This is a genomic window from Mycobacterium sp. Panama NTM2 (assembly GCF_054355555.1).
In genome coordinates this window covers 24,288-48,159 of sequence record NZ_JBTHXC010000002.1, presented here as the reverse complement: position 1 = coordinate 48,159, position 23,872 = coordinate 24,288, and the positions used below count along the sequence as shown (strand labels likewise).

Sequence of the window (23,872 nt, the reverse complement as noted above, 5' to 3'; positions counted from 1 at the left end):
GGCTGAGGCAGCGTCCGAACGCGCATTCGTGGGTCCGTCGGTGGTCGCAGACTCACGGTCCGCGCGCAACGAAGCCTTCGGCGTCCTGGTATCCCGCTCGGCGTTCGGCTCCCCACGAATCGATCTCGTATCGGACTCGCCGGCCGACCTATCCGCCGCCGTGTTCCCGCGGCGCTCCCCTGCGGCGCGGCTTCCCCGCGTGCCCGATCGGCTCGCTCTCACCATGGACTCCTCGGCTCCAGCTGTGGTGCTGGTGGTCTCGCGCGCATCGGCGTCCCCGGAACCCTCGCCTGTCTGCTGTGCAACAAGACGGTCCTCAATGGTGTCGGCCGTGGACGCCGCCAGCTCGCTTGGGGCAGATGCTTGCTCGGTCGCCGCGCCCGGTTGGTTCGCCGGTTCGGCGTCTGCGGTGACTTGGGGTGCGCTGGTGCCGGGGGTGATGTCGAGCGTGATCGTGGTGCCCACAGCAGCAGGTGTGTCCGTGATCGCGGGGGTCCGAGCCCCCGAGGTGGACACGGGACCTGACGAAAATTGGTTGAGGCCTGGTCTCTTATGGTGACGTCCGATGGCCGAGAACGCGCTGCCGCGGATTTGGGAACGCCGCCGCGCGCCGAACTGCATCGTTCCGCGCTTGCCGACGGTATGTACACCAATTCGGCGTACACTTCTGGTGTGGAGACGAAGAGTGGTCGCTGGCACCTGCGCGTGACCGCGGCGCAAGATGCGGTGGTGCGACGTGTGCTCGACGTCACGGGCGAGTCGCTCAACGACTATGTGGTGCGTCACGCCGTTCAGGCCGCCGAGGCCGACCTCGCTGATCGGAGAGTGTTCGTCCTCGATGACGCCGCCTGGACCGATCTTCAGGCGCTGCTCGACCGTCCGCCAAGCCCCAAGCCCGAGTTGGCGCGCCTGCTGGCGAATCCGTCGATTTTGGAACGGTGAGCTACGAGGGGCCCGTCCTCTTCGGTGCCGATCACATCGTCGACGACTTCGACTGCGGCAACGACGTGCTCAACGAGTGGCTGCGTGGCCGGACGGCCCCAGCTCATCACGGGCAACACCCAGGTGCTGTTCTCCGGGATGGGACGGTTGTCGGAAAACTGCGTCCTCAACGTCAAGAACAAATCGCACTCGGTGACCGCCGAGATTGTGGTGCCCGACGCCGGCGCTGAAGGGGTGATCGTGGCCCAAGGCGCCAGTATCGGCGGCTGGAGCCTGTACGCCACCGGCGGCAAGCTCAAGTACTGCTACAACCTGGGCGGGATCACCCACTTCTACGCCGAATCCACCGAGGCGCTGCCCGCGGGTGAGCATCAGGTGCGCATGGAGTTCGCTTACGCCGGTGGCGGTCTGGGCAAGGGAGGCGATGTCACGCTTTACATCGACGGCCAGAAAGCCGGCGAGGGACAGGTTGAGGCCACTTTGCCCAACGTGTTCTCGGCCGACGACGGCTGCGACGTCGGGGTAGACACCGGATCCCCCGTCTCACCCGACTACCCACCGGGCCGCAACGCGTTCAACGGTCGCGTTAAAGGCGTGCAGCTGGCCATTGCCGATGCCGCAGAGGCCGACAATCATCTCGTCTCACCAGCAGATGCGATCCGGATCGCGCTGGCCCGCCAATGACCCCGACCCGAACCGACGAGAGGAAATCACCGATGAGGCTGACACTGAACCGACTCCGGGGTGCCGGTGCGCTCGCGCTTGCCGCCGGCGCTCTTCTCGGTGGCGCCGCCGCCCAAGCGGAGCCACCCGCCGAGCCGCCGCGCCCACCCCATTGTTCTGCCGCCGATATGGCCGGCATCGCCTCCGGGGTCGCGGCGGCCACCTCGGCCTACCTGTTCACTCACCCCGAGCTGAACGGATTCTTCACCGACCTGCACGGCCAGCCGCACGAGGAGGTGCCCCCGTCCACCAGAGGCTATTTCGACACTCATCCGCAGGAGCATGCGGAGCTGCAGGGTATCCGCCAGCCGCTCGTCGACTTCCGCAACCGCTGCGGTTACAGCGCCCCGAACGCGTTTGAAGGGCAACAATCGTGAACAGATCCCGTCGGTCGATCCGGGCCCGCGCCATGACGGTCGCTCTCGCGTTCCTGACGCTGCCCGGCGTCATCGTGTTGGCCGCGCCCGCCGGGACGGCCCTTGCAGACGTGTGTGCCAGCGCCGGGCGCCGGATCTCAGTGGGGGGATGTGTCAACATCGCCGACGCGGTGGCCCCCTACGTCCCGCCACCGGCCTACTACGCCCCGCTGCCCGAAGACCCGCCACCACCGCCGCCGCCACCGCCTGGCTCGAATGTCAGCGGCTGCATCGGCTACAACGGACGATGGGTCTCCGCCGGGGGCTGCAACTGAGGCCGAAGATGGCCACGGCAAATCCCACTCCCACGGACCAGCATGGGAAACCGGACCGCGAAGCCGTAGTCCCCACGACAGCATCGGCCCGGCTCAGGTCGAATCCCCCGGGGTCGTGCAAGCCGTAGGCAAAGGGCGATACAGGTTTGAGTGAGGCGACCTTTCCTGGCGCGGAACCCGGCCAAAGAAGTATCGAGCGATGTGGGTGGTGTCGCGCCGCACGAGGGGGTTCGCCCGGCGCGACACCGGCCAGATGGCATGTCCCGTCTCCGAAGCTAGTCCGGCCGTCCAGGACGCCGCGGTGATGAGGCGCTAACGACTAACCGGATCGGTGGTACCGGTCTTGCGCTGCGTGCGGCCCAGGGCCGGTTCGCTCGCCGGCGGCGGGCGTGTTTGGTTGTGGCGCAGGCTCGATGACCTCGGTGAGAAGCTGACGCAGACGTGGTTCGGCGCTCTGGCCTCGGTAGCAGTCCAGCCAGCTGGCGGTGGTGGCGACCAGGTCGTGGTTGAGAGGAATCTGGTTGCGTGCGATGGCGGTGATCAGGGCCTCGATCGCGGCGAACGTCTCGCCGATACCCAGTGTGATGTAGATGCGGTCGGCGTCGACTCTGCTGAGATACGGGTGCGCGGTGGCGGCCAGCTCCCAGGCCAAGGCGGCATCATCGGGTGCCTTGCGCACCGGCGTTTTGCGCGGCGTGGACACCCGGCCTCCCTTTCGCCGACGGTCTGGTTTATCCGGTACCTACGGTAGCGGGTGGGCAGGCCGGGCGCGCGGTACTCGACTCGGGTACCGCGCCGACCAGGGACACCGCATGGGGCAACGCCGATCTGTTTGCCTACCATTCACTTTCCGTACGATTCACTGGCCGCCAGCGGGACCGAGGTGCGCCGGCCGGCGCACGGGTGATCGCACCTGCATTGGCAATCAAGCGCGACACACGTGCACCGGCTCCCGCGCCCGCATCACCCCATGCGTCACTATCGTCACTGTGGTCACAGTGAAGGAACACGCTCTCCGACCCACACGGACCGACGACAGCCGTGCCAGTCATCGGGACTCGGGGCGGCAGGCTCGCATCGCGATCCAGACCCAAACATCGCGCGACACGCATGATATCACCAGTTCAGGACCACTTATACATGTATAATTCGAGGATGCTAAGCAATGAAACATTGCCGACCCGACACACGGCGCGCCTCCGAAAGGGTGTAGGAAAAACCGTGCAGTATTTCCGCCATGGTGGTTCCGGTGGAGCTGGCGAGACAGCTCGTGGCCCTGCACCGTCTCGCGTTGGCGAGACTGCTCGGCGAGATCGGCGTGGCATTCGACGCGTCGCTGGCGCGGTGGTTCCGCGTATTCCCCGACCCGATGCAGATTCAGGGCGGGACGTTGTGTCAGGACGTACGCAGCCACGTGCTGGCGATGAACGGCATCGACGCGCAGAGCACGAAGGCCCCGACGCCGCCACTGGCGCCAGAGGGTGCCTCCTGCGGACCGGGGTCGACGTTGCGGATGTCGACGGGCCCGAGTTCGTCGGTGCGCATTGGCGATGCGGGGATGGCGTGGGCGCGGGTGCGTCACATCAGCCCGCAACGGGCCGCCGATATCGGTGCGCTGCCCCCGCAGTCGATGCCGCAGTCCAAGCCGGGCAAGCAGATGGCGCTCGACGCCGGCGAGCCCGAGGATCAGCGGGTGTTCGGCCCGGCGGGGATCGGCGACGATTACGAGCTGGTTGTGTACTGGTGGGAGACCCCGGGCCGGTTGTCGGTGGGTGGTGGCATCTTGGCGGTGGTGGCCGATCTGGACACCAACGAGGAGCGGATTCTGGGGTTCGAGCCGTTACCGCTGGCGATTCGGCCGAAGACCGTTGCCGAGCAGCAGAGCGCGGCCGAGGACGACGACGAGGATGTGCGCGAGGACTTCGAGGAATTCTTGCCCAGAACTGCTCCCGAGGCCGGGGAAGCCGAGGCGTAGACGATGAGCTGGTACCGGCCGGGCGCGTGTGGGGACGAGGTGGTCGGTGATGGCGTCGGTAGAGGTGTTCGGCACACGGGTCCGCCAAGCCCGGGTGTTGCGACGACTGTCAGGCACCGCAGTGATGGATCATCTGGGTTGGCGCTCTCCGCGCCAGACGCGGTTGGAGCAGTCCGAGACCGCGGTCCTCGACGGTGCCGATTTCGATCGGCTCACGGCGTTGTTGCGTTTCCCGCCAGCATTTTTCACGACCGCACCGGCGTCGCGGGTGACGGCGCGGGATCTGTTGTTCCGGGCGCCCAAGTCCACCACGGTCACCGAGAAGGAGTACTTGGCGGTGTTCGCCAACGTCGTCGGTGATCTGCTCGGGCAGCTCAATGCGGTGGCCAAGCTGCCCCCGGTACTGCTGGAGCCGTTGCCGGCGGGCACCGATGTGGTGACCGCGGCCGCCCAGGCCCGGCGCTGGCTGGGAGTGGCACCAGGGGTGCCGATCAAGTCGCTGACCTACGAGCTGGAAGCTGCCGGGGTGCCGGTGGTGATGCGGATGAAGCACTCACGTTCCACCGGAGTGGTGGACTGGGACACCGATGAGGACGGGCCGGCCGGGTTGTTGACCGAGAAGCATCTGGGTTGCTCGGCGCGGACCGGGGAGTATCGAGAACGTCCGTTGGTGTTGTTGCGGGCGTTGGATTCTTGGGAGCGCACCCGCTGGACGATCGCCCACGAGATCGGGCACTTGTTGTTGCACCGCTATGGCGATGTCAGCGATGACCAGGAGCGCGAAGCCTCCCGGTTCGCCTCGGAGTTGTTGGCCCCGACCGAAGTGCTCGCCAAAGAGGTGCCGCCGGTTCCCACGCTCAGCGATCTGGTCGACGCGAAGGTGAAGTGGCGGATTTCGTTGGGGGCGTTGATCATTCACCTTCGCGAGTCGAAGCTGATCGATGAGGTCCGCGCCGATACGTTGCAGCGCCAGCTCTACACGCGGATCAACTCCGAGACCGGGCACACCTGGGGCAAGACCGAACCGGGCTGGAATGCCCGCACACCGGAGCGGCCCCGGCTGCTGCGCCGGTGGATGGAGGAATGCTACGGCTCGGTCAGCGTGGAGGCTTTGGCCGCCCACGACCTGATCTATCCCACAGACTTGTTGGCCGACATCCTGGCCGGCCAGCGCGGCGCCCCCGCGAAAGTTGCCGCGGCCCCGGACACCGCTTCGGCGGTGCTCGATGACGGGGCGATCCTGGACCGCGGGGACACGGTGGTGGCGCTGCGCCGGCCTCGCCGGCAGGCCTAACAGGGAATTGCGGGGGCGGATCGGGGATGGCACGGACACAACGGGTCGCGCTGACCGGCGCCCCGGACACCTACACCGTGCTGGGCCCTGATCACCTGCCGATCGAGGCGGCCGAGGAGTACCTGCAGTTCCTGCGCGATGACGGGGCCTCACCGAACACGGTGAAGGCGTATGCGGCCGGCCTGGCGGCGTGGTGGACGGTGCTGGAACACACCGGCACCGACTGGCAGGACATCAGTACGAGCCTGTTCGGGCAGTTTCTGGCCTACCTGCGCACCGGGGACCTGCCGGGCACCGCCCGGATCGGGGCCCCCGAGGTCTGGTTGGGCCCGGCGAGCACCCAGCTGCGGGCCGCGGCGGTGCTGGCGTTCTACCGCTACCACGCTGATGCCCATGGGCTGGCCGGCCCGTATCAGCGGCTGTTCACCAGCCGCGGCAAGCGATCACGGTCACGGTATATCCCGATGCTGGCCGGCGTGGGCCGCCCACCACGGTCCAAGGACCGGCCCATCTACACGGTGCGCAGCGGCAACAAGTCCGCCACTCCGGTGCTGCTGCCCACCCAAGTTGCTGCGATCCTTGATGGCTGTGCCACCCAGACCGGACAGGACTGGTCGGGGCCGCCCTCAGGGCTGCGCGACCGGCTGTTGTTCGCGGTGCTCGCCGAGACCGGGATGCGACTGGGTGAAGCGCTGTCGTTGCGGCACCACGATTTTCACATCGGCGCCGGCGGGACACCGTTCATCGACGTGGCCGCCCGACAAGACCATCCGCGCGGGGCCCGCGGCAAGACGCTACTGGCACGGCGCATCTACATCGGTGACGATCTGGAGGCGCTGTATTCGGCCTACGTGTGGCATCTGGTCGACCAGGGCGCCGATCTGGACGTGCCCGACCTGGACACCCATTTTGTGTTCGTCAATCTCTCCCACGGGGTGCGTTTCCGTCCCATGCGTGCCGAAACCGTCTACGCCAAAATCGATTCGGTGACCAAACGTGCCGGCGGGGTGCTGCCCGATCGGTGGTCACCGCACTGGCTGCGCCACACCCACGCCACCGCGCTGCTGCTCTCCGGGGCCCCGCCGCACGTGGTGATGCGTCGCCTGGGCCACGCCGATATCCAGACCACGCTCTCGACCTACGGATGGGTCACCGAGGACGCCGAGATGCGCACCCTGGCGCAATGGCGCAGCTACGTCGCTGGCTGGAAAGGGCTGCACCATGACCACACCGACTGACCCGCCCGCACCCACGCTGGCCCCCGCCCCCGCACTGGGGTCATGGGCGACTCAATGGGCGCAGGTCCCCGAGGCGTGGCGCCGGCCGATCTATGCGATCTACAGTGCTCCGTTTGATCAGGTGTTTCTGCGCAACCAGTTCTACCTGCAAGCACACCGCGCCGGAGCCGGCCACGATTTCACTCCCGAGGCCCCTGCTCGATTCGGCGACGAGATCGCCTGGTGGGTCTGGACGTGCTGGGACCAGCAGCTACGCAAGATCGAACCCTCCCTGCTGGCCTGGCTGACCCGCACCCTGCCGGCCGCGATCGCCGAACACCGCGCCCGCACCGGAAGGGCACCGGCCAGCATCGCCGACCTGGACCCCAATGCCGTGCTCCGCCAGGCGGTCCTGACCTTTCAGCGCCGCAACATGCGGCTCCCGTCGGCGGGATCGCGGCGCAACATCCGCCATGTCATCGAGCATCTGCACCTGTGGGTATCGGTGCGCTGCACCGATACCCCGTGGTGGGAGCACGACATCTGGGATCTGCGCACCGACCCACGCATCCCGCGCCGCGACCACGAACCCCGCCACGACACCGCCGTGCGGCTGCGCGATATCGAACCGGCGTGGCTGCGCGAAGGGCTGCGGTTCTGGCTGCGCAGCGCGTTGACCTACGACCTGCTGGTCTGGTCCTCGGCCGCCGACCGGGCCCGCAACCTGGGCTCGCAGCTGGGCCGGTTCGCCCGTGACCACGGCTATCATGATGATCCGCTGATCAGCACCGATCCCGATCAGCTGCGCACCGTGTTCCTCGACTATCTCGAGTATCTGCGTTCCCCCGCCGCGGCCACCCAGTCCGAACACCTCACCGCCGATACCGTGGCCACCCTGCAAGCCCAAACCCAGGCGTTCTACACCTTCATGCACGACAACGCCGCCGATGCGGCGACCGCGACGGCCAACCCCCGCTGGCGCGATATTACGCTGACCCACACCGCGCTGTGGTCACCGCTGCACGCGCCCAAACAGCGCCGCCGCGAACGCGAACTCACCTGGTATGCCACCGCCGACCTGCAGCGCATGCTCACCTACCTCGACGTCCTGGCCGCCCCCGCCGGGCACAAAGTGGTGCTGACCAAAGCCGACGGCACGATCACCGTCGCCGCCGGCCTCGGCGACCCCCAGGCCGCACGGATCTGGCTCCTGCAAGCCCTGACCGGGCGCCGGGCCTCAGAAATCCTGATGCTCGACCATGATCCGCTGCAAGCCATCCCGGGTCAGGAACGCCCCACCGACGGCGACCCGGACACGTTCGTGGCCCGGCTGCGCTACCAGCAGACCAAAGTCGATGACGTCATCCCCACCATCCTCGTGGAGCAAGCCATCGTCGACATCATCACCGAGCAGCAGAGCTGGCTGAAGACGACATACCCCGACCTGGCACCCCGATACCTGTTCCTCGGCGTGAAGAATCAGCACCGCGGCCAGCAGCCCCGCTCCTACAACACCTACCGCACATCGCTGGCCAAGCTCGACGACTGCCACGACCTCACCGACAGCGCCGGCCGACCACTGCGCTTCACCCAAACCCACCGCCTGCGCCACACCCGGGCCACCGAACTGCTCAACGACGGTGTCCCGTTCCACGTCGTACAGCGCTACCTTGGTCATAAGAGCCCTGAGATGACCGCCCGCTATGCGGCCACCTTGGCGGCCACCGCCGAGGCAGAGTTCCTCAAGCACAAGAAGATCGGCGCCAACGGCACCGACATCTCCATCAGCCCCAGCGACATCTATGAGATGACACAGCTCGGTGCCCGCACCGACCGGATCCTGCCCAACGGTGTCTGCCTGCTCCCTCCGCTCAAACACTGCGACAAGGGCAATGCCTGTCTGGGCTGCGGTCACTTCGCCACCGACGCCACCCACCTCAATGAGCTACGCCAGCAACACGCTGCGACCGAGGCGCTGCTAGCCGCCCGCCGTGACCAGTATCGCCGACGTAGCGGACGTGAACTCGGCGAGGACAACATCTGGGTGATCGAACGCCGCCGCGAACTGCGCTCGCTGGAAGCGATCATCGAACGCCTGTCGGCAACCGCAGACCAAGAGGCGGTATCCGGTGCCGGCACCGGGGCAGGAAGGCGACTGCCGCTGCTACAGATCCAGACTCGCGGCGCCCACCAGTCCGCCCTCGACAAAGCCCAGCAACCCCGCACCACGGATCAATGACCGCTGCCCGCTCCACCGCCGGCCTCAGAAAAGCCAGCACCAAAAGCCGCAACGACGCCCGCCGCAAAATCAAGAAGGCGCTACGCGAAATGCAGCGCGCCGGAATGAATATCAACCCCAATGCAGTCGCCCGCCACGCAGGGGTCGCCCGCAAAACGATCTACAACCACACCGACCTCTTCGACCAAATCCGCGCTGCCTCCGCTACACCACGGCCCCAGATCGCCGACCCTGAACCGACAGCATCAAACTCCCGTTCGCCAGTCGATGCTGCGTTGCGCCAACAACTACGCACCCAGAAACGCCAGTACGACGACGATATCGCCGCCCTCAAATCAGAAATCAGAGACCTTCAACAACAGCTCGCCGCAGCCCACGGCGAGATCCACCGTCTACGCGGCAACGGCAACAGCGGCTGATGAGCCATACCAATCGAATCGCATGGGGTACCCCCAAAAAAACGGGCTCGCTCGTCAGTTACACCGTTACAGATAACACTGTGTTCCTCGTAGATCCCGCGCATTCAAACGCACCTCGGTAACTGTCTTACACACAGCTATTACCGTTACAGATAATGGCGCGCGGGCTGAAGGCGATGAAGGATCGCGGCGACCTGGTGCACACGGCGAAACCGGCGCGCCTGGCCGCCATGGTCATCGCCGCCCTGCAGGGCGGGATGTTGCTCGCCCGTGTGCGCGGAAACGTCACCGTGCTACGCGACACCCTCGACGGCGCGGTCACCGAACTTCACCGCTGGGCGGCTACTTCAGCACCCGCCAAACCCGGATCGGCCCGCCGCAAGCGCCAAACCCGTTGAGCCGTCAGAACTCTCGCTGGCCTGCGCTGAGGTAATCCTCAAGACTTTGACGGATCGCTGCGCGTCCGCGGTGCAGCAGCACCCGTTGATTGCCCGCGGTGATGTCGAGCACCTCGCAGACCTCCGCGGCGTCGAACCCGAGAAGGTCGCGCAGGGTCACCACGGCGCGTTGTCCCTCGGGTAACTTGTCCAGCTCACGCCGGGCAACCTCCAACAACTCGCGATGCAGAACCGAGCCCTCCGGGCTGTCCGGGAACGGCGCCGGCGGCTGTTTCCACGAGCCGGCGCCGGGCTCGCCGGGACGGTGAAAGCGCGCTGGATCCACGGTGGCCGCACCGAAGTCGGTGAGGGTCTCGTTGCGCCGATGATCGCGAACCCCGCGCTGCTTGGCGATGTTTGTCAACACCGCAAAGAGCCACGTCTTGAGCGAGGATCGGCCCTCAAAACCCCTAATGCCCTTCACCACGGCGATCCAAGTCTCTTGCACCACGTCCTCGGCTGTCGGGTGATCGGAGACGTAGGCGCGTGCGACACGCAACAGGGCGGGCGTGTGCTCGTCGACCAGTTGAGCAAAGGCACGCTGATCACCCGCGCGAAGCCCCGTGACCAACGCCTGCTCACCGGCGATCCGGGTTACCATGAGCCCGCCGTCTCGGCGAAGGCGGCCAGCAGCCGGGCGCGGTAGACCGGATCGAGGTGCTCCTCACGGATGCCGCCCAGAGTGCCGACCGTGGCGTGCAACTGGTCCAAATAAGCGGCGCAGCCCTCACATCCGTGCAGATGCGTCTCAAAGCGCGCGCGATCGTCGGCATCGAGCGCGTCCTCCAGATACGCCGTGACCAGCTCGACCATCTCCTCGCACCGCAGCGGGCGCGACCGCATCACCCCGCGCCGCCGCCACCACCACCGCATCCGGCCAGCCTTAGACGTCATTTCTCGCCCTCGACAATCATCGGGTCCCCAGATCCCCGGTCGGCGCGGCGGAATGCCGGGCCGATGAATTCAGCGTGACACGGCCAACGGGTCGTTGCCACCAGCCGTCACACTTTCGTCACGGCGCCACCTTGAGCACCTCGTGGGCGAGGAGCTCGCCGCGATCCTCCTGCAGGAAGTGCGATGCGCCTTCGATGCGCACCTGATCGATGGCGCCGGGGATGAGGTCACAGAACACCTGACCAGCTCGGGGGAAGGGGAAGATGGGGTCCTGGTCGGAGAACGCCACCAGGGCCGGCTTCTGCCACCGCGACAGCTGGTCGATGACCGCCCGCATCTCGTTGGCCCCGACGTCGTCGCCCGTGATGGGGACAAGCAGCGGGAAGCGGGCCGCCCCGGCTTTGGACTCGGGCGTGGGGAAGGGCGCGTCGTAGGCGGCGACGACGTCGTCGGCCAGGTCGGTGGCCGTCGCACCCTGGATCACCATTCCGACCGGGAGGTCGGGGTTCTTCTCGGCGAACTCGCGCCAGGACAGGAACCCTTTGGACACCCGCCCCGTGAACAGCCCGGTGTTGAAGATCGCCAGTGCAGCCACGCGATCGGAGTGCTCGACGGCCCAGCGCAGGCCGATCGGGCCGCCCCAGTCCTGCACCACGGCCGTCGCCTGCTGCACGTCGAGGCGATCGAGCACCGCGCTGACGATCTGCACGTGCCGGTCGAAGGTGTACCAGTTCGGGTCAGTCGGCTTGTCCGAGCGCCCGAAGCCGGCGTAGTCCGGCGCAATGACACGGTGGCCCGCGGCCACCAGCGGGCCGATCATCTTGCGGTACAGGTAAACCCAACTCGGCTCGCCGTGAAAACACACGATCGGCGTGCCCTCGCGCGGGCCCTCGTCGAGGTAATGGATCCGCAGACCGTCAACGTCGACATAGTGCGGCGTGAAGTCATAGCCAGGCAGGTGGGCGAATCGGCCCTCCGGGGTCCGAAAAACTTCAGGCAGGCCAACGCTCATCGGGCAGCTCCAGGTGTGAGGCAGGTGATCGTGATGTAGTGTACCGAACGGTAAAGTCAGACTTTCGGCGGTCGGAGCGGCGATGACACGGACGGATCGGGCCATTCTCATCACGGGCGCGAATTCCGGGATCGGCAAGGAGATCGCACGGCAACTGGCACTGCGCGGCGCATTTTCGACAATCTTCCTCGCGTGTCGCAACCTCACGCGAGCCGCGTCGGCACGATCCGACCTCGAGCGCGCCACGAACACCGCGCTGTTCGAAATCCTGCACATGGACGTCGCCGATCCCGGATCTGTGCAATCGGCCCTCGACACGATCACCAAACCGCTGCACACCGTCGTCTTGAACGCTGGCGGCCTCGGCGGGCCAAAACCATTGGCGCTCAACGACCATGGTGTCACCGAGGTCTTCGCCGCAAACGTGCTGGGGCACGTGATGCTGCTGGAGGCGCTGATCCAGCGTGAAATGTTAACCGCCGCCGCCGTGCTGACCGGCAGCGAGGCTGCCCGTGGTGTTGTTCAATTGCGCATCCCACCCCCAACCTTCGCCCACCATTCCGCCGACGAGTTCGCCGGCGTCATCGACGGATCCTTCTACACCGGCAGGCGCGCCACCGCGATGCTGGCTTACGCCCACGCGAAATATCTTGGTGCACTGTGGATATCGGCCCTGGCACGCCGCCATCCCGACCTTCGTCTGCTCACCGTGAGCCCGGGCAACACCGCAGGCACCAACGCGTTCGAGCACACCAACCCGATAGTGAGGACCGTCATGAGCCGCGTCGTGATGCCCTACATCGCACCGCTGTTCGGCCTTGCGCACAAGCTCGACGTCGGCGCGCGACGTCTGGTTGACGCAATCGTCGATGACTCGTACCGCAGCGGAGTGTTCTACGCCAGTGGCGCCGGGAAGCTCACCGGGCCCGTCGTCGACCAGGCGACGATCCTGGCAGACTTCGCCGACACCACGATCCAAGATCGCGCCGACGAAGCCATCCACCGATTTGTCGCCGCCGCTCGCTGACTACCGATCATCGGTGACAAGCGCCGACGGGTCGGCTGCCACGATCGCCTCCACCTCGATGCGCAGCGCGTCGAGGTGGTCGCGGGCGGCCCCGTCATAGTCGCGTGCGTGGTCATCAAGAACACACACCGTCCCCACCACGTGCCCGCCGGCGTCTCGGACCGGCATCCCGAGGTAATTACTCAAGCCGAACTCGGTCTCATCCTCGTTGCCCGCGAAGGTGTCATCGAGGCGGGAGTCACGCACGAAGATCGCCTCCCCGCCGTCGACCACCCGTTCGCAATACAGCGGCACCCGATCCGGTGCGGCGCCGGCCTTGGAGCCTGCGGCGCCCACCCGATAGAAGGCGGTGCCCGGGCCCGCCGTCGCCGCGACGACCATGGAATCGGGGTCCGAGCGCATGACCAGAACGGACTTGACACCGAGTTCGTCGGCCAGTTCTTCCAGGCGGGGCGCCACCGGGGCAAGAGAAGGTGTGGTCGCCGCTGACGTGGCCGCGCGGCCAAGAACACGGTCGACCGCCGCCAAGATGTCTTCAGGCTCGGTGCGCGTGGCGTAATTAGGATGCACGTCGATCCACCGCAACACCGACTCGGCATCGACGATCGCCACCGTGGGCATCGGCAGCGCAACGGTGCCGTCGGCGTTCACCGCCGCAAGATCAAGCCCCAGCTGCTTCTGCGCGGCCTGCGCTTCGTCGCTGGGCGCGATAACGATGCCCAACGCGGCGGCGATGCGGTTGCCCGGATCGGAGAGCACCGCGAAGCTCAGCTCATTGGCCTGCTGCATCGACACCGAACCATCCGGGCTCTGCGGGCTGATGGCCACCAGACGAACGCCGCGGGCCTCCAGCGCCGGCACCAAATCCTGTTCGTAAACGCGCAGCGCGATGTTGCAATACGGGCACCACGCCCCCCGATAGAAGACCACGACCGTGGGTGCTCCGGCCAGCACGTCGGCCGACGAGACTGACGTCCCGTCCGCCCCAATGAGCTCAGCGATCGGGAATCGCGTCCCAGGCACGGCCACCGACGCCGGCACCCCGGCCGCCTGGAGCTCGCGCTGGTCGGCGGCGAAGACCTCGAGCACCTCAGGCGGAGCCACGCCGGCCAACTGCTCCGCCAATTCTGCGACCTTCTCGCTGAAAGTGGTGAACTTAGAGCTTGTCATAGCACGCCTTCCCCGTCGGTGGTGTCATCGAGCCTGTCGACAGCGATCTCGCCTAGTGTACCAAACAGTACAGACGATGAACTCGCTTGAGCACCAAGCCCTGTCGGGTCCGAACGCACAACTGGCGGGGACTCGAGTTTCGTTGTCCCCCGCGCAGCCATGGGCCATCATCGGCGGCATGCGACGTTCGGGGGCATCGAGTTCGGCGTGGATTTGCACACGATGGCCCTAGCTACGGCCCCGCCGTCGCAGCTCGGCGACCAGAGCGTCGAAGTTCGCCGGGCGCACCTGCACCGCGTCGTCGCGCGCGGCGGCAGTGATCTTGACGGTGCGGCGAATCTGGTCGATGAAGACTCGGCAGGCTTCGCAGCCGCGTCGGTGTTGTTCGAACCGGCGCAGGTCTGTGTTACTCAGTGCGTCATCGAGATACGTCGTGACCAGCTCGATCACGTCGCTGCACGCCAGTTGCAGTTCGTTGGTGATGAATTCGTCAGTCATCGAGATACTCCTCCAGCGCAGCCCGCAGGGCGGCGCGCCCACGATGCAGCAGCACGCGTTGATTGACCGCCGAGATCCCCAACGCGTCGCAGATTTCCTCGCTCGTCCAGCCCTCGACGTCGCGCATCGAGACCACCTCGCGTTGCGCGTCTGGCAGTTTGGCCAAGGCGTGCGAGATCAAGGTGCGCACTTCGCGAGAAAGCAGTCGTTGCTCTGGCAACAGGTCCCACCTTGCGGGCACGTCAGACCAGTGGTGGGCACCCAGTTCGGCGTGAACCATCCGGTTGGGATCTACCGACGGGTACGGATCCGCCTCCGGACCTGCGACGGCAAATGGCACGGTGCGCCCCTGTGTTCGGGCCAGCGTCCGTATTCGGTTGAGCATGATGCGGAACACCCACGTCTTGACCGTCGAACGACCTTCGAAGCTCCCGATCGTGCGAACCACCGACGTCCACGTGTCTTGCACGGCATCTTCTGCAATGGACGCCGACAGGTAGATCCGCGCCATGCGGACCAGGGGTGCATGCATCGTGTCGACCAGTAGGCGGAATGATTCGGTGTCCCCGGCCCGCAACGCGTCGACGAACTCGTCCTCGCTAGCCCACCGGTCGTCGACGACCGTGCGGATGTGTTCGCCCATTACCCAGCACCGCTCCCCAGCCGAAATTGCGGCCCGTGTAACAGATCAGCTGCACGGGCGTCTAACCAGTGGCCTCATCGATCTGGCATGCGGTGTAAGGCCATCAACCCGAACAATACTGGAGGAGAACCAATGAGCACGCTGTCCCTTGTCACCGACGCCGACGCGACCAACGACCAGGCCGAGGCGTTGGCCTCCGTGCAGCAGGCATTGGGCACGATTCCCAACCTCACCCGCGCGATGGTGCACAGTCCGGCGCTGCTGCGCGGATATCTCGGTTTGGCCGGCGCTCTCGACCGCGGAACGCTGCCGGGCTCCACCCGCGAACGCCTCGCCATCGCCATCGCACAGGCCAATGGGTGCTCGTATTGCCTGTCCGCACACAGCTACCTGGGTGAAAAGGCGGCGGGACTCAGCGCCGATCAAATCGGGTCGGCGCGCAAAGCAGATGCGGACGACCCCAAAACCGCCGCGATCCTTGCATTCGCGGTGGCCGTCAACGAACACCGCGGCCACATCGATGACGCCGATCTGGAAAACGCGCGCCGCGCAGGTCTGACCGACGCCGAGATCGCCGAAGTCATTGGCCACGTGGGCCTTAACGTGCTGACGAACTACTTCAACAACGTCGCGCACACCGAAATCGACTTCCCAATCGTGCAGCCGTGAACCGCACGGCCTGGCGGGTCACGCGACCGCGGCCCGCCAGGCCAGCCGTCACACGACACGTGCGGTGCCGGGGTCATCCTCGAAGACCGCGGCAGGGCGGCCTCTCCGATGTGAAACGGAGAGGCGCCAGAATCCGAGCCCGATACTTGACGGCGACGGCTATCACGCCCACGTCGTCACACGTCCATCGTGTCGCGGCGAGTGGGCCTGAATACCCGCTCCATGACGGAAGCGACTGCAGCTGAGGCGATTTCCGGTCAACCTGGCGGGCGCCGCTGTGGTCAGCGAGGCCAACACCTTGTCCTGACAGTCGATCACCAGCCGCCGGGGATCACCTTCGGCTGTAGGCTGTTCACCTTCGGTTCGAAGGGCAGCTGCGGGAACAGCGTCTCAGCGACCCGGTAGCACTCCTCGAGGTGCGGATACCCGGAGAGGATGAACGTGTCGATGCCGATGTCGTGGTACTCCATGATCCGGTCACGGACCTCCTCGACACTGCCCACCAGCGCGGTGCCGGCCCCGCCGGTGACCAGACCGACGCCTGCCCAGAGGTTGGGGCTCACCTCGAGGTGCTCCCTCGAGCCACGGTGCAGGGCCACCATGCGGCGTTGGCCTTCCGACTCAGAGCGGGCCAGCGCCGCCTGGGAGGCGGCGACGTCCTCGTCGCGCACGTAGCGGATCAAGTCATCGGCGGCCGCCCACGCTTCTCTGCTCGTTTCCCGCACAATGGTGTGTAGCCGGATGCCGAAGGTGACTCGTCGCCCGGCAGCGTGTGCCTTGGCCCGCATCTCGTCGAGTTTCGGCTGCACCTGCTCCGGTGGTTCGCCCCACGTCAGCACGGTGTCGATCCATTTCGCGGCGAACGCTTGCCCAGCGCCAGAGGAGGCGCCGCACATCAGCGGAGGGTGCGGCTCCTGCAGGGGAAGGTAGTGAAGCTGCCCCCCTTCGATGCGGACATATCGGCCGTTCATGTCCACGGTCTTGCCCTGCAGCAGGTCGGTCCACGCCTGGATGTACTCGTCGGCCTGCTCATAGCGTTGGCCATGCGACAGGAAGACACCGTCGCCGGCCAGTTCGACCGGATCGCCTCCACAGACCACGTTGACGGTGAGCCGACCCCTGCTGTAGCGGTCGAAGGCCGAGGCCATTCGAGCCGTCATCGACGGGGTCGACTGCCCGGGCCTGACAGCGACGATGAATCGCAGGCTCGTGGTCTCGGGTGCCAGAAACGACGCGGTGATCCATGCGTCTTCACACACCGAGCCCGTCGGGACCAGCACTCCGACATAGCCCAGATCGTCTGCGGCCTGCGCGATTTGGGTGATGTAACGCAGGTTAGCCGCCCGCGCCCGGTGCATCGTCGACAGGTGTGGGCCGTCGGTGTGGGTGGGGATGTACCAGTAGATGTCCATTCCTGCCTCCTTGATGCAAAACAGTGAGGATCTGGGCGCGGAGGGCCTGAAGTGCTGGGTCCGCCACGTCCCGCGGGCGGGGCTGGGGGTGCGCCATGTCGGCGATGATCCGTCCGGGTGGACCAGCCATCACAATCACCCGGTCTGCCAGTAGCACGGCCTCGTCGACGTCGTGGGTCACCAGGATCGCGGTGAGCGCCTCGTCGAGGATGATCCGCTCGAGTTCGGTTTGCATTTGACTGCGCAGCAGGCTGTCCAGCGCGCCCAGCGGCTCGTCGAGCAGCAGGATCTCGGGAGTGGTGACCAAGGCGCGGGCCAAGGAGGCTCGCTGCGCCATGCCGCCGGAAAGCTGATTCGGCCACGCCTTGCCGAAACCGGCCAGCCCGACCAGGTCGAGCGCATGGACGACTTGCTTTTCGATTTGGGCGGCCGGTCTCCGGAACGGCAGCGCGTAGGCGACGTTGTCAGACAACGACATCCACGGCATCAGTCGGTGCTCCTGGAAGACCAGGCCCCGGTCCCGGCCGGGTCCCCGAACGAGTCGACCGAAGGCCCGGATTTCGCCAACGAACGTGGTGTCAAGGCCCGCGATCGCGCGCAGCAGCGACGTCTTGCCAGCTCCGCTGCCACCCACGATGCCGACAACCTCTTGACGGCGGACGTCGAAGTTGACCTCGCTCAGCACATCCAGGGGACGCTTGCCGACCGTGACCCGTTTCTCGCGAATTCGTACTTGCAGGGCCGGCACCTCCGCGCCATTCACGTCAGCCACGGTAGGAGCGGTCCCAGCGGGTGAGGTAGCGGCCGAAGCGGGCGAGAAGCCCATCGGTGGCCTTTCCGAGAATGCCGATTGCGAGCATTCCGGCGATCATGGCAGCGGGCCGTGCGAAGTTGCGCGAATCCCAGATGAGCCATCCCAACCCGTTAGCCGACGCGATGACCTCCGCCGCGACCAACAGTGTCCACGACAGCGCCATCGCAACGCGCGCCGATGCGACAATCGACGGAGCCGCCGACGGCAGCAACACCGTCCGCAGCACTGTCCAGCGCGACTTCTCGTAGAGCTGCGCGACCTCCACGAGATCTTGCGAGGCAGAACGAATCCCCGCAGCGGTCGCCAGGATCAGCGTGGTGGCGGACCCGATCGCCACCAAGGTCACCTTTGAGAGCTCTCCGATGCCAAACACGATGACCAGCACCGGAATCCACGCCACCGCCGGGACCGGAATCAACGTCAAGGCGGTGGGCTCCAGGATTTTGGCTGCCAACGGGCTGGTGCCGATCACCGCCCCTGCCAGAATGCCGACCGTGCTGCCGATGGCAAAGCCAATCGCTATGCGGCGCACACTGACCCACGCGTGCTCGATCAGCGTTCCATCCATCGCCAGCCTGACGAACGCTTCGAGTGAGTCGAGCGGTCCAGCAACGAGCGTGTGCGGCAGGACGCCGCTGACCACCGCGACGTGCCATGCCACGACCAGTCCGATCGGTACGGCCAGCGCAAGTACGCAGCTTGTCAGACGATCGAAGAACCGCCGGCGTCGACGGGGCGCATTTGTCGCCACGGGCGCAGTCACCATCATCGTCATCGCGGAGGTCCGACCAGGTCCTTGACATCGACCTTCTGCTGAATGAAGCCAGCATCGGCCAGGAAATCGGCCTTCGCCTGGATGTCGGCAATGACCTCCTGAGTCAGCGTGGCGGTGAAGTCGTGGCGCGGCCAGGCCAATTCGACCACCTCCGGATCGACCCGAACTTCAGTGGCCACAATCGATTTCGCTTCTGCCGGTGATGCGCGGATGAACTCCTTTGCTTTGCCGATGGCAGCGACCAAAGCGGAGTAAACGGCCAGTGCATCTTCGGCCAGCCCGGGCCGTGCAACCGCGATGGACTGGATCGCAGCATCGCCTGCCGGTAGCAGCCTGGCGGTCTTCTGGACAAGCTGCTGCTGCACGAACGGCGGCCACACCGCCCACGCATCCAGGTGACCTGATTCGAACGCCGCCTTCGCGTCCGGCGGGGCCATATCGATCACTTGAATTAACTTGGGATCGACGCCGGCATCCTTGGCGATCTTGATCAAGGCGTAATGCGACGACGTACCCGCTAACACACCGACGCGCGCTCCGCCCAAATCGGCAGCGCTCGCGATCTTGCTGTCGATCGGTACGAGGATGTCCTGGACCAGGCTCGCGCCCAGAGCCACAATCCTGCAATGAACTCCCGCCGCCGCGGCGATTAGAGCCGGCGGCTCGGCCATGAAGACCATGTCGACCCGGTTTGTCGCCAACGCTTCTGTGACGGCTGGCGCCGAGTCGAATTCCACGTAGTCGACTTTCGTGCCGGCGCCGACGGCGGATTCGAACAACCGTTGCTTGCGCGCGATATAGAACGGTGCGTAATCGACTGCGCTGGCGAAAGTCCCAATCCGGACTGTATCCGGGGCACCACCGCCCCCGCCACAGCCACCTACGAAGAGCACGAGTGCCACAACAAATCCAATGCGGCCGACCAACCGGGCTAGCCGGCCGCCGCGAACTCGGAGCGTCGACATTCTGCAGACTCCCTTGCTACCAATCTGTCGCACGATAGATATTCCTGGTTATGGATCCATTACGTAGCTGTAGCGCACTCGTATCGCTGAACCGGATCAACAAGCCCGGCTCCAAGGACTTCAACCCTCCGAGGCAGACGGGTCTGCGCAATCGGGTCTGCGCAATGAACTGCGCCTGCTGGCACCGCATTCCCGTCCCGCACAGCGCTCGATGACCTGATAGACGATCCGGCCACGCGGACGTCGCAGTGCGGTGGGTATCGATGTTCTCCTGCATCGTCAGAGTCCATGCGCCCACCCGACAACAAACCGTGGCGCCCGCACAATAAGTTTGCAGTTCCTGTTGCGAGCGGCCACCGTTATGATCACCGCGAGTCGAAACCCGGCCTCGTCCACCGCCCTGCACTGCCCTAGAAATCTGCGGGGTTCGCCACCACAAGCAACACAGACGCCCCTCCCGCAAGCTTGAACAATGTCTTACCGCGGGCCTACGGAGAAGCGGAAGTAGTCGGGCTGGTATCGACGTTCACCGAGTCGCCCCCAGACACGCCACCACGGCCAGCCCGGCCTGGCTTGCCGGGCGAACGACAGCAACAAAAGCGCCAACACCGAGGACAGCATCGGAATCCCGACCGCCGCCTCCTTCAGCTGAGCGCGAACGTCCGCCGTCCGCTGACCATCATCACAGTGGCTTCGAGTGGGATGCGGTGTGAACAGAACGCCTGTGCCAGTTCGATATCCGAATCGGACGTGCACATCGTGACGGTGACGCCGATGACACGGTGGATACTGGACTTCGCGGCAGCCGCGGTATGGTCTAGCGGCACAAGGAGATTGGTCTCGGAATCGGGATGCCGCGGCGTTGCCCCGTGCAGGGGGGAATAGGCGACCACGTTAAAGTCCTTCGCGCCGCGCTCCTGCAGCTGGCCGTCGCCGTTTGCGAACCCGGACGCTCTGTCGCCGTCTTCGACTGCCGAAAAGCCATGCTGTCTGCAAGATCGGCCTGTCGGCCGCGACCAAACATGCTTACGCCCGCTTGGACACCAGCCCCCTGTGCGACCTCATCCGCTGTTCGTTCAAAAATGTGCACGCCGCCAACTCGCCAGCGCCGACGGCACAATCAGCGCATCGCGCCCGACCGCTAAGGATTTTAGGAGCGCCAGTACTTTCGGCCCCAGCAGTCACCACCACGGCGGCGACACAGCCGTTGGGCGTGAGGACTTCAGACGGAATCGGCGCCGAAACGATGAAATTACACCCTTGGGTTCCGCGGTTTTGCGGCCTTGCCGCTGCAGGACCCGGCCGGGGCGGCGGTCGAGCTGGAACGCTGCGTGCGACAGCTCGGGTTGTCCGGGGCGCTGGTCAATGACTGCATCCACAGACCGGGCGGACACTGCCTGGATGCACCCGAGTACGACGAGGTTTGGGCCGCCTTGGAAGCGCTGGGCGTAGCGCTGTATCTGCACCCGGGCGCCCCGCCGGCCGATCGGTGGCATGCCCTGGACGGTCGGCGCGAACTGTATGGCCCGACGGGGAGTTGGGGCGCCGCGGTCAGCGGCCACGCCCTGCGGATACTCTTCGCCGGAGTTTTCCGACCGCCATCCCTTCGGCCACCCTGATCTTGGGCCACATGGGCGCGTTCTTGCCGTTGCAGCGCAGCAGGCTCGACTCGCGTGTCCGCACCATCCAACCCGGCACACCGCTCAAGCAACCACCATCGGCCTACATCGGCACCAACATCGTGTTCACCACCAGCGGGGTGTTCTCGCCGGCGACCCTGACCGGGGCGGTGCTGGAGGTGGGCGCCGATGCTGTCATGTTTTCCGTGGACTACCCGTATGAGTCCTCGCAAGAGGCCGTCGCCCGGCTGCAGCGAACAACGCTCAGTGCCGGTGACCGGGCAAAGATCGCCCACGCCAACGCCGAACGCATCCTCGCGATCTCAGCCCGTTGAGCCGCACCTATCCATCCAAGACGGTCGCGGCACAACAGCGTCGGGTTGGCCGTGGCGTCGCTGCCGATCCGAACCAGCCTCTCGGGTGGGGCCGCCCTGCCGGCGAGCTGACGTCGACTGAGTCGCAGGCTGCTGGCTGATCAGCGCCGTCGCGCCTATGGGTTGCGCCGGTAAGCACTGACGTGCCCGAGCGCCATGTTCAGGGCGAGTTCGACGGGGCGGGCGCTGCGCATGGTCTGCGCCATCAGCAGACCGCCTTGCAGCGCGCTCATCATTGTCAACGCGAGCTCGGCCGGGTCGGCCTCGGCGGCCAGTTCGCCGTTGTCGCGCATGGCCACAAAGCCCGCGGACAGATACGATTCCCATTCGGCAAAGCACTGCGCGAGCACGTGTCGCGCAGTCTCGGATCGCTCAGCGAGTTCACCGACCAGCGAGCCAAGGGGGCAGCCGCCGACACCCTGCCTCGCGCGGGTCATGGCAACGAGGTGATCACACCAGCGCTGCAGACCCTCCCACGACGAGACCTCGCGAAGGTCGGGCTCCTGGGCGGCGATCACGCGGCCGAGCTGGATGGTGATCACCTCGCGAATGAGCGCGTCCTTGTTGGCGAAGTAGTGATACAGCTGCGACTTGCTGGTGGCGGTGACGGCCATGACATCGTCCAGGCTGGTTCCGGCCACCCCGTGCTCCTGCACCAGCGACGCCGCCGCCGCGACGATGCGGGCTCTAGTCGCCGCGCCGCGAGCCGTCAGCCGCGAACCAGCAGGGCCCTCCGTTGACACCATGACCGCAGCCTACCGACACTGGACTTGCCAGTCCACTCCTATGTCATCATGATGGACCGAGTAGTCCACCCAACCCCTCGGAAGGATGCCGATGTCCCGACTCGATTATGGTCAGCTGTTTCCCCGGATCGAGGTTCCCGCCGTCGGCGGCGCCACGATCTCCCTGCCCGGCGATCTCGCCGGGTCCTACGGCGTCATCTTGATCTACCGCGGGTCGTGGTGCCCATACTGCAATGCCCAGCTGGCCGGGTTCTCCCGCGCGCTCGACACGCTCAGTGAACTCAACGTCAAGGTGATCGCCTTGTCGGTGGATGATGAGCAGACCTCGGCTGCGCTGGTCGCCAAGCACAAGCTGCGTTTCCCGGTTGGCCATAGCGCCGACGCCGACGCGATCGCTGCGGCGACGGGTGCCTACGTCAACGACCATCCCCGTTATCTGCAATCGACGGGCTTCGTGCTGGCACCTGATGGGACGGTGCGGCTCGCGGTGTACTCGAGCGGGGCCATCGGGCGGCTGGTTGCCGACGACGTCATCGGTTTCGTCCGGTACCTGTCCGAGCACCCCGACGCGCGATGAGCAACGCCGCACACCGCTGCAGGCCGCTGCCGTGCCGCCAGACCAGCCCGACGGAACACATGCAGCCGAGCCGCCTGGTGCCCGCCGCCTCTTCCCCGGCCAAGCGGCGCGGGCGGTGAGGATGTCGAGCCCGATCCCGGCCAGCATCCGGGTGCTTATTGACGGACCGAATTACGCGCACCTGTCCACAGTTTCGGCCGGCGGTCATCCCCGCAATTGGGTGGTGTGGGTCGCGCGCGAGGACGACAACGTCCTGATCTGCACCCATGCCAAGGCCCCGAAGGCCAAGGACATGCGCCGCGACCCTCGCGTCGGCCTGTCGATCACCGCGTTCGACAACCCCTACCGGATGGCCGCCCTGCAGGGCAGGGTCATCGCAGTCCGCGACGACGCCGCCTGCCACTACATGGACCCGATCTCAATCAAATACACCGGCGCCGCCTTCCCGAGCCGCGGCCCCGGACGCGTGTGCTTTGTCATCGCGATCGACAACGCCAACCAGCACACGCTGGACTTCACCCACAACCCAACGGAAGCCGGATGAGCACCGCAACCAAAGCAACACATCGGGGCAAGACACATCGAAGTGCGGTGTGGCCCTAGCGGAAAGGGGCCGGGTCCGAACGTGGTCGACGACGACGACGCGGGCGTGGACCCTCCGGCCCCCCAACGAACTCCCCGCCCGGCACACTACGAGCCGACGAGGCGAGTGAACGCCCGCCGGCACCGAATTGATCGTC

General features: G+C 66.1%; 27 protein-coding genes and 2 pseudogenes. 16 read left to right on the top strand and 13 right to left on the bottom strand.

The features are described from left to right. Window positions 1-552 precede the first annotated feature (552 nt). From ACXYX3_RS26835 to ACXYX3_RS26820, 4 genes and pseudogenes are all read left to right on the top strand, one after another. On the top strand, window positions 553-942 hold the full coding sequence (locus ACXYX3_RS26835) for a type II toxin-antitoxin system TacA family antitoxin (protein ID WP_023363545.1): 390 nt from the start codon (window positions 553-555) through the stop codon (window positions 940-942). 84 nt (window positions 943-1,026) lie between these two features. Then, window positions 1,027-1,626: pseudogene (locus ACXYX3_RS26830) on the top strand (arylsulfatase); the annotation flags it as partial. Window positions 1,627-1,658: 32 nt separating this feature from the next. After that, on the top strand, window positions 1,659-2,042 hold the full coding sequence (locus tag ACXYX3_RS26825) for a heme-binding protein (protein ID WP_074362287.1): 384 nt from the start codon (window positions 1,659-1,661) through the stop codon (window positions 2,040-2,042). A 32-nt stretch (window positions 2,043-2,074) separates the two neighbouring features. Continuing rightward, window positions 2,075-2,356 (top strand): hypothetical protein, encoded by a 282-nt coding sequence (locus tag ACXYX3_RS26820; protein ID WP_074362286.1) that lies wholly within the window; start codon window positions 2,075-2,077, stop codon window positions 2,354-2,356. A gap of 319 nt (window positions 2,357-2,675) precedes the next feature. Here ACXYX3_RS26820 and ACXYX3_RS26815 read toward each other — a convergent pair whose 3' ends face one another. Further along, a complete protein-coding gene (locus ACXYX3_RS26815; protein WP_074362285.1) occupies window positions 2,676-3,059 on the bottom strand; it encodes a hypothetical protein in 384 nt (127 codons plus the stop codon). A 534-nt stretch (window positions 3,060-3,593) separates the two neighbouring features. Here ACXYX3_RS26815 and ACXYX3_RS26810 point away from each other — a divergent pair. The 6 genes from ACXYX3_RS26810 (at window position 3,594) to ACXYX3_RS26785 (ending at window position 9,898) form a co-directional block, all read left to right on the top strand. Beyond that, window positions 3,594-4,331: a hypothetical protein gene (locus ACXYX3_RS26810; protein ID WP_260758375.1), complete on the top strand. Its 738-nt coding sequence runs from the start codon at window positions 3,594-3,596 to the stop codon at window positions 4,329-4,331. 49 nt (window positions 4,332-4,380) lie between these two features. Then, window positions 4,381-5,625 (top strand): ImmA/IrrE family metallo-endopeptidase, encoded by a 1,245-nt coding sequence (locus ACXYX3_RS26805; protein WP_283616684.1) that lies wholly within the window; start codon window positions 4,381-4,383, stop codon window positions 5,623-5,625. A gap of 26 nt (window positions 5,626-5,651) precedes the next feature. Further along, the gene (locus ACXYX3_RS26800) at window positions 5,652-6,863 is read left to right on the top strand and encodes a tyrosine-type recombinase/integrase (protein WP_074362282.1); all 1,212 of its coding nucleotides are present in this window, start codon (window positions 5,652-5,654) and stop codon (window positions 6,861-6,863) included. Then, window positions 6,847-9,081, top strand: coding sequence for a tyrosine-type recombinase/integrase (locus tag ACXYX3_RS26795; RefSeq protein WP_074362281.1), 2,235 nt, complete (start codon window positions 6,847-6,849; stop codon window positions 9,079-9,081). Before ACXYX3_RS26800 ends, ACXYX3_RS26795 begins: the two co-directional genes overlap by 17 nt. Continuing rightward, entirely contained in the window at window positions 9,078-9,500 is a 423-nt protein-coding gene (locus tag ACXYX3_RS26790; protein WP_074362280.1) for a transposase, read from the top strand. The genes ACXYX3_RS26795 and ACXYX3_RS26790 overlap by 4 nt, the downstream gene beginning before the upstream one ends. 155 nt (window positions 9,501-9,655) lie before the next feature. Next, on the top strand, window positions 9,656-9,898 hold the full coding sequence (locus tag ACXYX3_RS26785) for a hypothetical protein (RefSeq protein ID WP_074362279.1): 243 nt from the start codon (window positions 9,656-9,658) through the stop codon (window positions 9,896-9,898). A 4-nt stretch (window positions 9,899-9,902) separates the two neighbouring features. Here ACXYX3_RS26785 and ACXYX3_RS26780 read toward each other — a convergent pair whose 3' ends face one another. From ACXYX3_RS26780 to ACXYX3_RS26770, 3 genes are all read right to left on the bottom strand, one after another. Beyond that, window positions 9,903-10,538, bottom strand: coding sequence for an RNA polymerase sigma factor (locus ACXYX3_RS26780; protein ID WP_023363431.1), 636 nt, complete (start codon window positions 10,536-10,538; stop codon window positions 9,903-9,905). Next, the gene (locus ACXYX3_RS26775; RefSeq protein WP_306341108.1) at window positions 10,532-10,831 is read right to left on the bottom strand and encodes an anti-sigma factor family protein; all 300 of its coding nucleotides are present in this window, start codon (window positions 10,829-10,831) and stop codon (window positions 10,532-10,534) included. Before ACXYX3_RS26775 ends, ACXYX3_RS26780 begins: the two co-directional genes overlap by 7 nt. A gap of 118 nt (window positions 10,832-10,949) precedes the next feature. Next, window positions 10,950-11,843 carry a haloalkane dehalogenase gene (locus ACXYX3_RS26770; RefSeq protein ID WP_033718784.1) on the bottom strand — a complete coding sequence of 298 codons (894 nt, stop codon included), beginning with the start codon at window positions 11,841-11,843 and terminating at the stop codon, window positions 10,950-10,952. An 82-nt stretch (window positions 11,844-11,925) separates the two neighbouring features. On the opposite strand from ACXYX3_RS26770, the gene ACXYX3_RS26765 reads away from it, so the two are divergent. Then, on the top strand, window positions 11,926-12,870 hold the full coding sequence (locus ACXYX3_RS26765; protein ID WP_023363435.1) for an SDR family NAD(P)-dependent oxidoreductase: 945 nt from the start codon (window positions 11,926-11,928) through the stop codon (window positions 12,868-12,870). Here the strand turns inward: ACXYX3_RS26765 and ACXYX3_RS26760 are convergent, their stop codons facing one another. The 3 genes from ACXYX3_RS26760 to ACXYX3_RS26750 all read right to left on the bottom strand — a co-directional run bounded on the left by ACXYX3_RS26760 (window position 12,871) and on the right by ACXYX3_RS26750 (window position 15,181). Continuing rightward, entirely contained in the window at window positions 12,871-14,040 is a 1,170-nt protein-coding gene (locus ACXYX3_RS26760) for a redoxin family protein (protein ID WP_023363437.1), read from the bottom strand. It lies immediately after the preceding gene. A gap of 228 nt (window positions 14,041-14,268) precedes the next feature. Further along, window positions 14,269-14,538 (bottom strand): anti-sigma factor family protein, encoded by a 270-nt coding sequence (locus ACXYX3_RS26755; protein WP_023363439.1) that lies wholly within the window; start codon window positions 14,536-14,538, stop codon window positions 14,269-14,271. Then, window positions 14,531-15,181: an RNA polymerase sigma factor gene (locus ACXYX3_RS26750; RefSeq protein ID WP_458612304.1), complete on the bottom strand. Its 651-nt coding sequence runs from the start codon at window positions 15,179-15,181 to the stop codon at window positions 14,531-14,533. The genes ACXYX3_RS26755 and ACXYX3_RS26750 overlap by 8 nt, the downstream gene beginning before the upstream one ends. 132 nt (window positions 15,182-15,313) lie before the next feature. Here ACXYX3_RS26750 and ACXYX3_RS26745 point away from each other — a divergent pair, with 132 nt between their 5' ends. After that, window positions 15,314-15,850, top strand: coding sequence for a carboxymuconolactone decarboxylase family protein (locus ACXYX3_RS26745; protein ID WP_023363443.1), 537 nt, complete (start codon window positions 15,314-15,316; stop codon window positions 15,848-15,850). 314 nt (window positions 15,851-16,164) lie between these two features. On the opposite strand, the gene ssuD is transcribed toward ACXYX3_RS26745, so the two are convergent. The 5 genes from ssuD to ACXYX3_RS26720 form a co-directional block, all read right to left on the bottom strand. Then, entirely contained in the window at window positions 16,165-17,262 is a 1,098-nt protein-coding gene (ssuD, locus tag ACXYX3_RS26740; protein WP_023363445.1) for an FMNH2-dependent alkanesulfonate monooxygenase, read from the bottom strand. Further along, window positions 17,186-18,025, bottom strand: a complete 840-nt coding sequence (locus ACXYX3_RS26735; protein WP_063840604.1) for an ABC transporter ATP-binding protein — start codon at window positions 18,023-18,025, stop codon at window positions 17,186-17,188. Before ACXYX3_RS26735 ends, ssuD begins: the two co-directional genes overlap by 77 nt. A gap of 1 nt (window position 18,026) precedes the next feature. After that, window positions 18,027-18,851 carry an ABC transporter permease gene (locus ACXYX3_RS26730; RefSeq protein WP_023363448.1) on the bottom strand — a complete coding sequence of 275 codons (825 nt, stop codon included), beginning with the start codon at window positions 18,849-18,851 and terminating at the stop codon, window positions 18,027-18,029. Next, window positions 18,848-19,816, bottom strand: a complete 969-nt coding sequence (locus tag ACXYX3_RS26725) for an ABC transporter substrate-binding protein (protein WP_023363450.1) — start codon at window positions 19,814-19,816, stop codon at window positions 18,848-18,850. Before ACXYX3_RS26725 ends, ACXYX3_RS26730 begins: the two co-directional genes overlap by 4 nt. Window positions 19,817-20,460: 644 nt before the next feature. After that, window positions 20,461-20,709 (bottom strand): hypothetical protein, encoded by a 249-nt coding sequence (locus ACXYX3_RS26720; protein ID WP_023363451.1) that lies wholly within the window; start codon window positions 20,707-20,709, stop codon window positions 20,461-20,463. 378 nt (window positions 20,710-21,087) lie between these two features. On the opposite strand from ACXYX3_RS26720, the pseudogene ACXYX3_RS26715 reads away from it, so the two are divergent. Next, window positions 21,088-21,435: pseudogene (locus ACXYX3_RS26715) on the top strand (amidohydrolase family protein); the annotation flags it as partial. Between the two features lie 11 nt (window positions 21,436-21,446). Further along, window positions 21,447-21,770 carry an amidohydrolase family protein gene (locus ACXYX3_RS26710; protein ID WP_023363454.1) on the top strand — a complete coding sequence of 108 codons (324 nt, stop codon included), beginning with the start codon at window positions 21,447-21,449 and terminating at the stop codon, window positions 21,768-21,770. A gap of 155 nt (window positions 21,771-21,925) precedes the next feature. On the opposite strand, the gene ACXYX3_RS26705 is transcribed toward ACXYX3_RS26710, so the two are convergent. After that, on the bottom strand, window positions 21,926-22,555 hold the full coding sequence (locus ACXYX3_RS26705) for a TetR/AcrR family transcriptional regulator (RefSeq protein WP_023363456.1): 630 nt from the start codon (window positions 22,553-22,555) through the stop codon (window positions 21,926-21,928). A 91-nt stretch (window positions 22,556-22,646) separates the two neighbouring features. On the opposite strand from ACXYX3_RS26705, the gene ACXYX3_RS26700 reads away from it, so the two are divergent. After that, window positions 22,647-23,132, top strand: a complete 486-nt coding sequence (locus tag ACXYX3_RS26700; protein WP_033718792.1) for a peroxiredoxin family protein — start codon at window positions 22,647-22,649, stop codon at window positions 23,130-23,132. Between the two features lie 121 nt (window positions 23,133-23,253). Then, a complete protein-coding gene (locus ACXYX3_RS26695) occupies window positions 23,254-23,676 on the top strand; it encodes a pyridoxamine 5'-phosphate oxidase family protein (RefSeq protein ID WP_023363460.1) in 423 nt (140 codons plus the stop codon). Window positions 23,677-23,872: the final 196 nt, after the last annotated feature.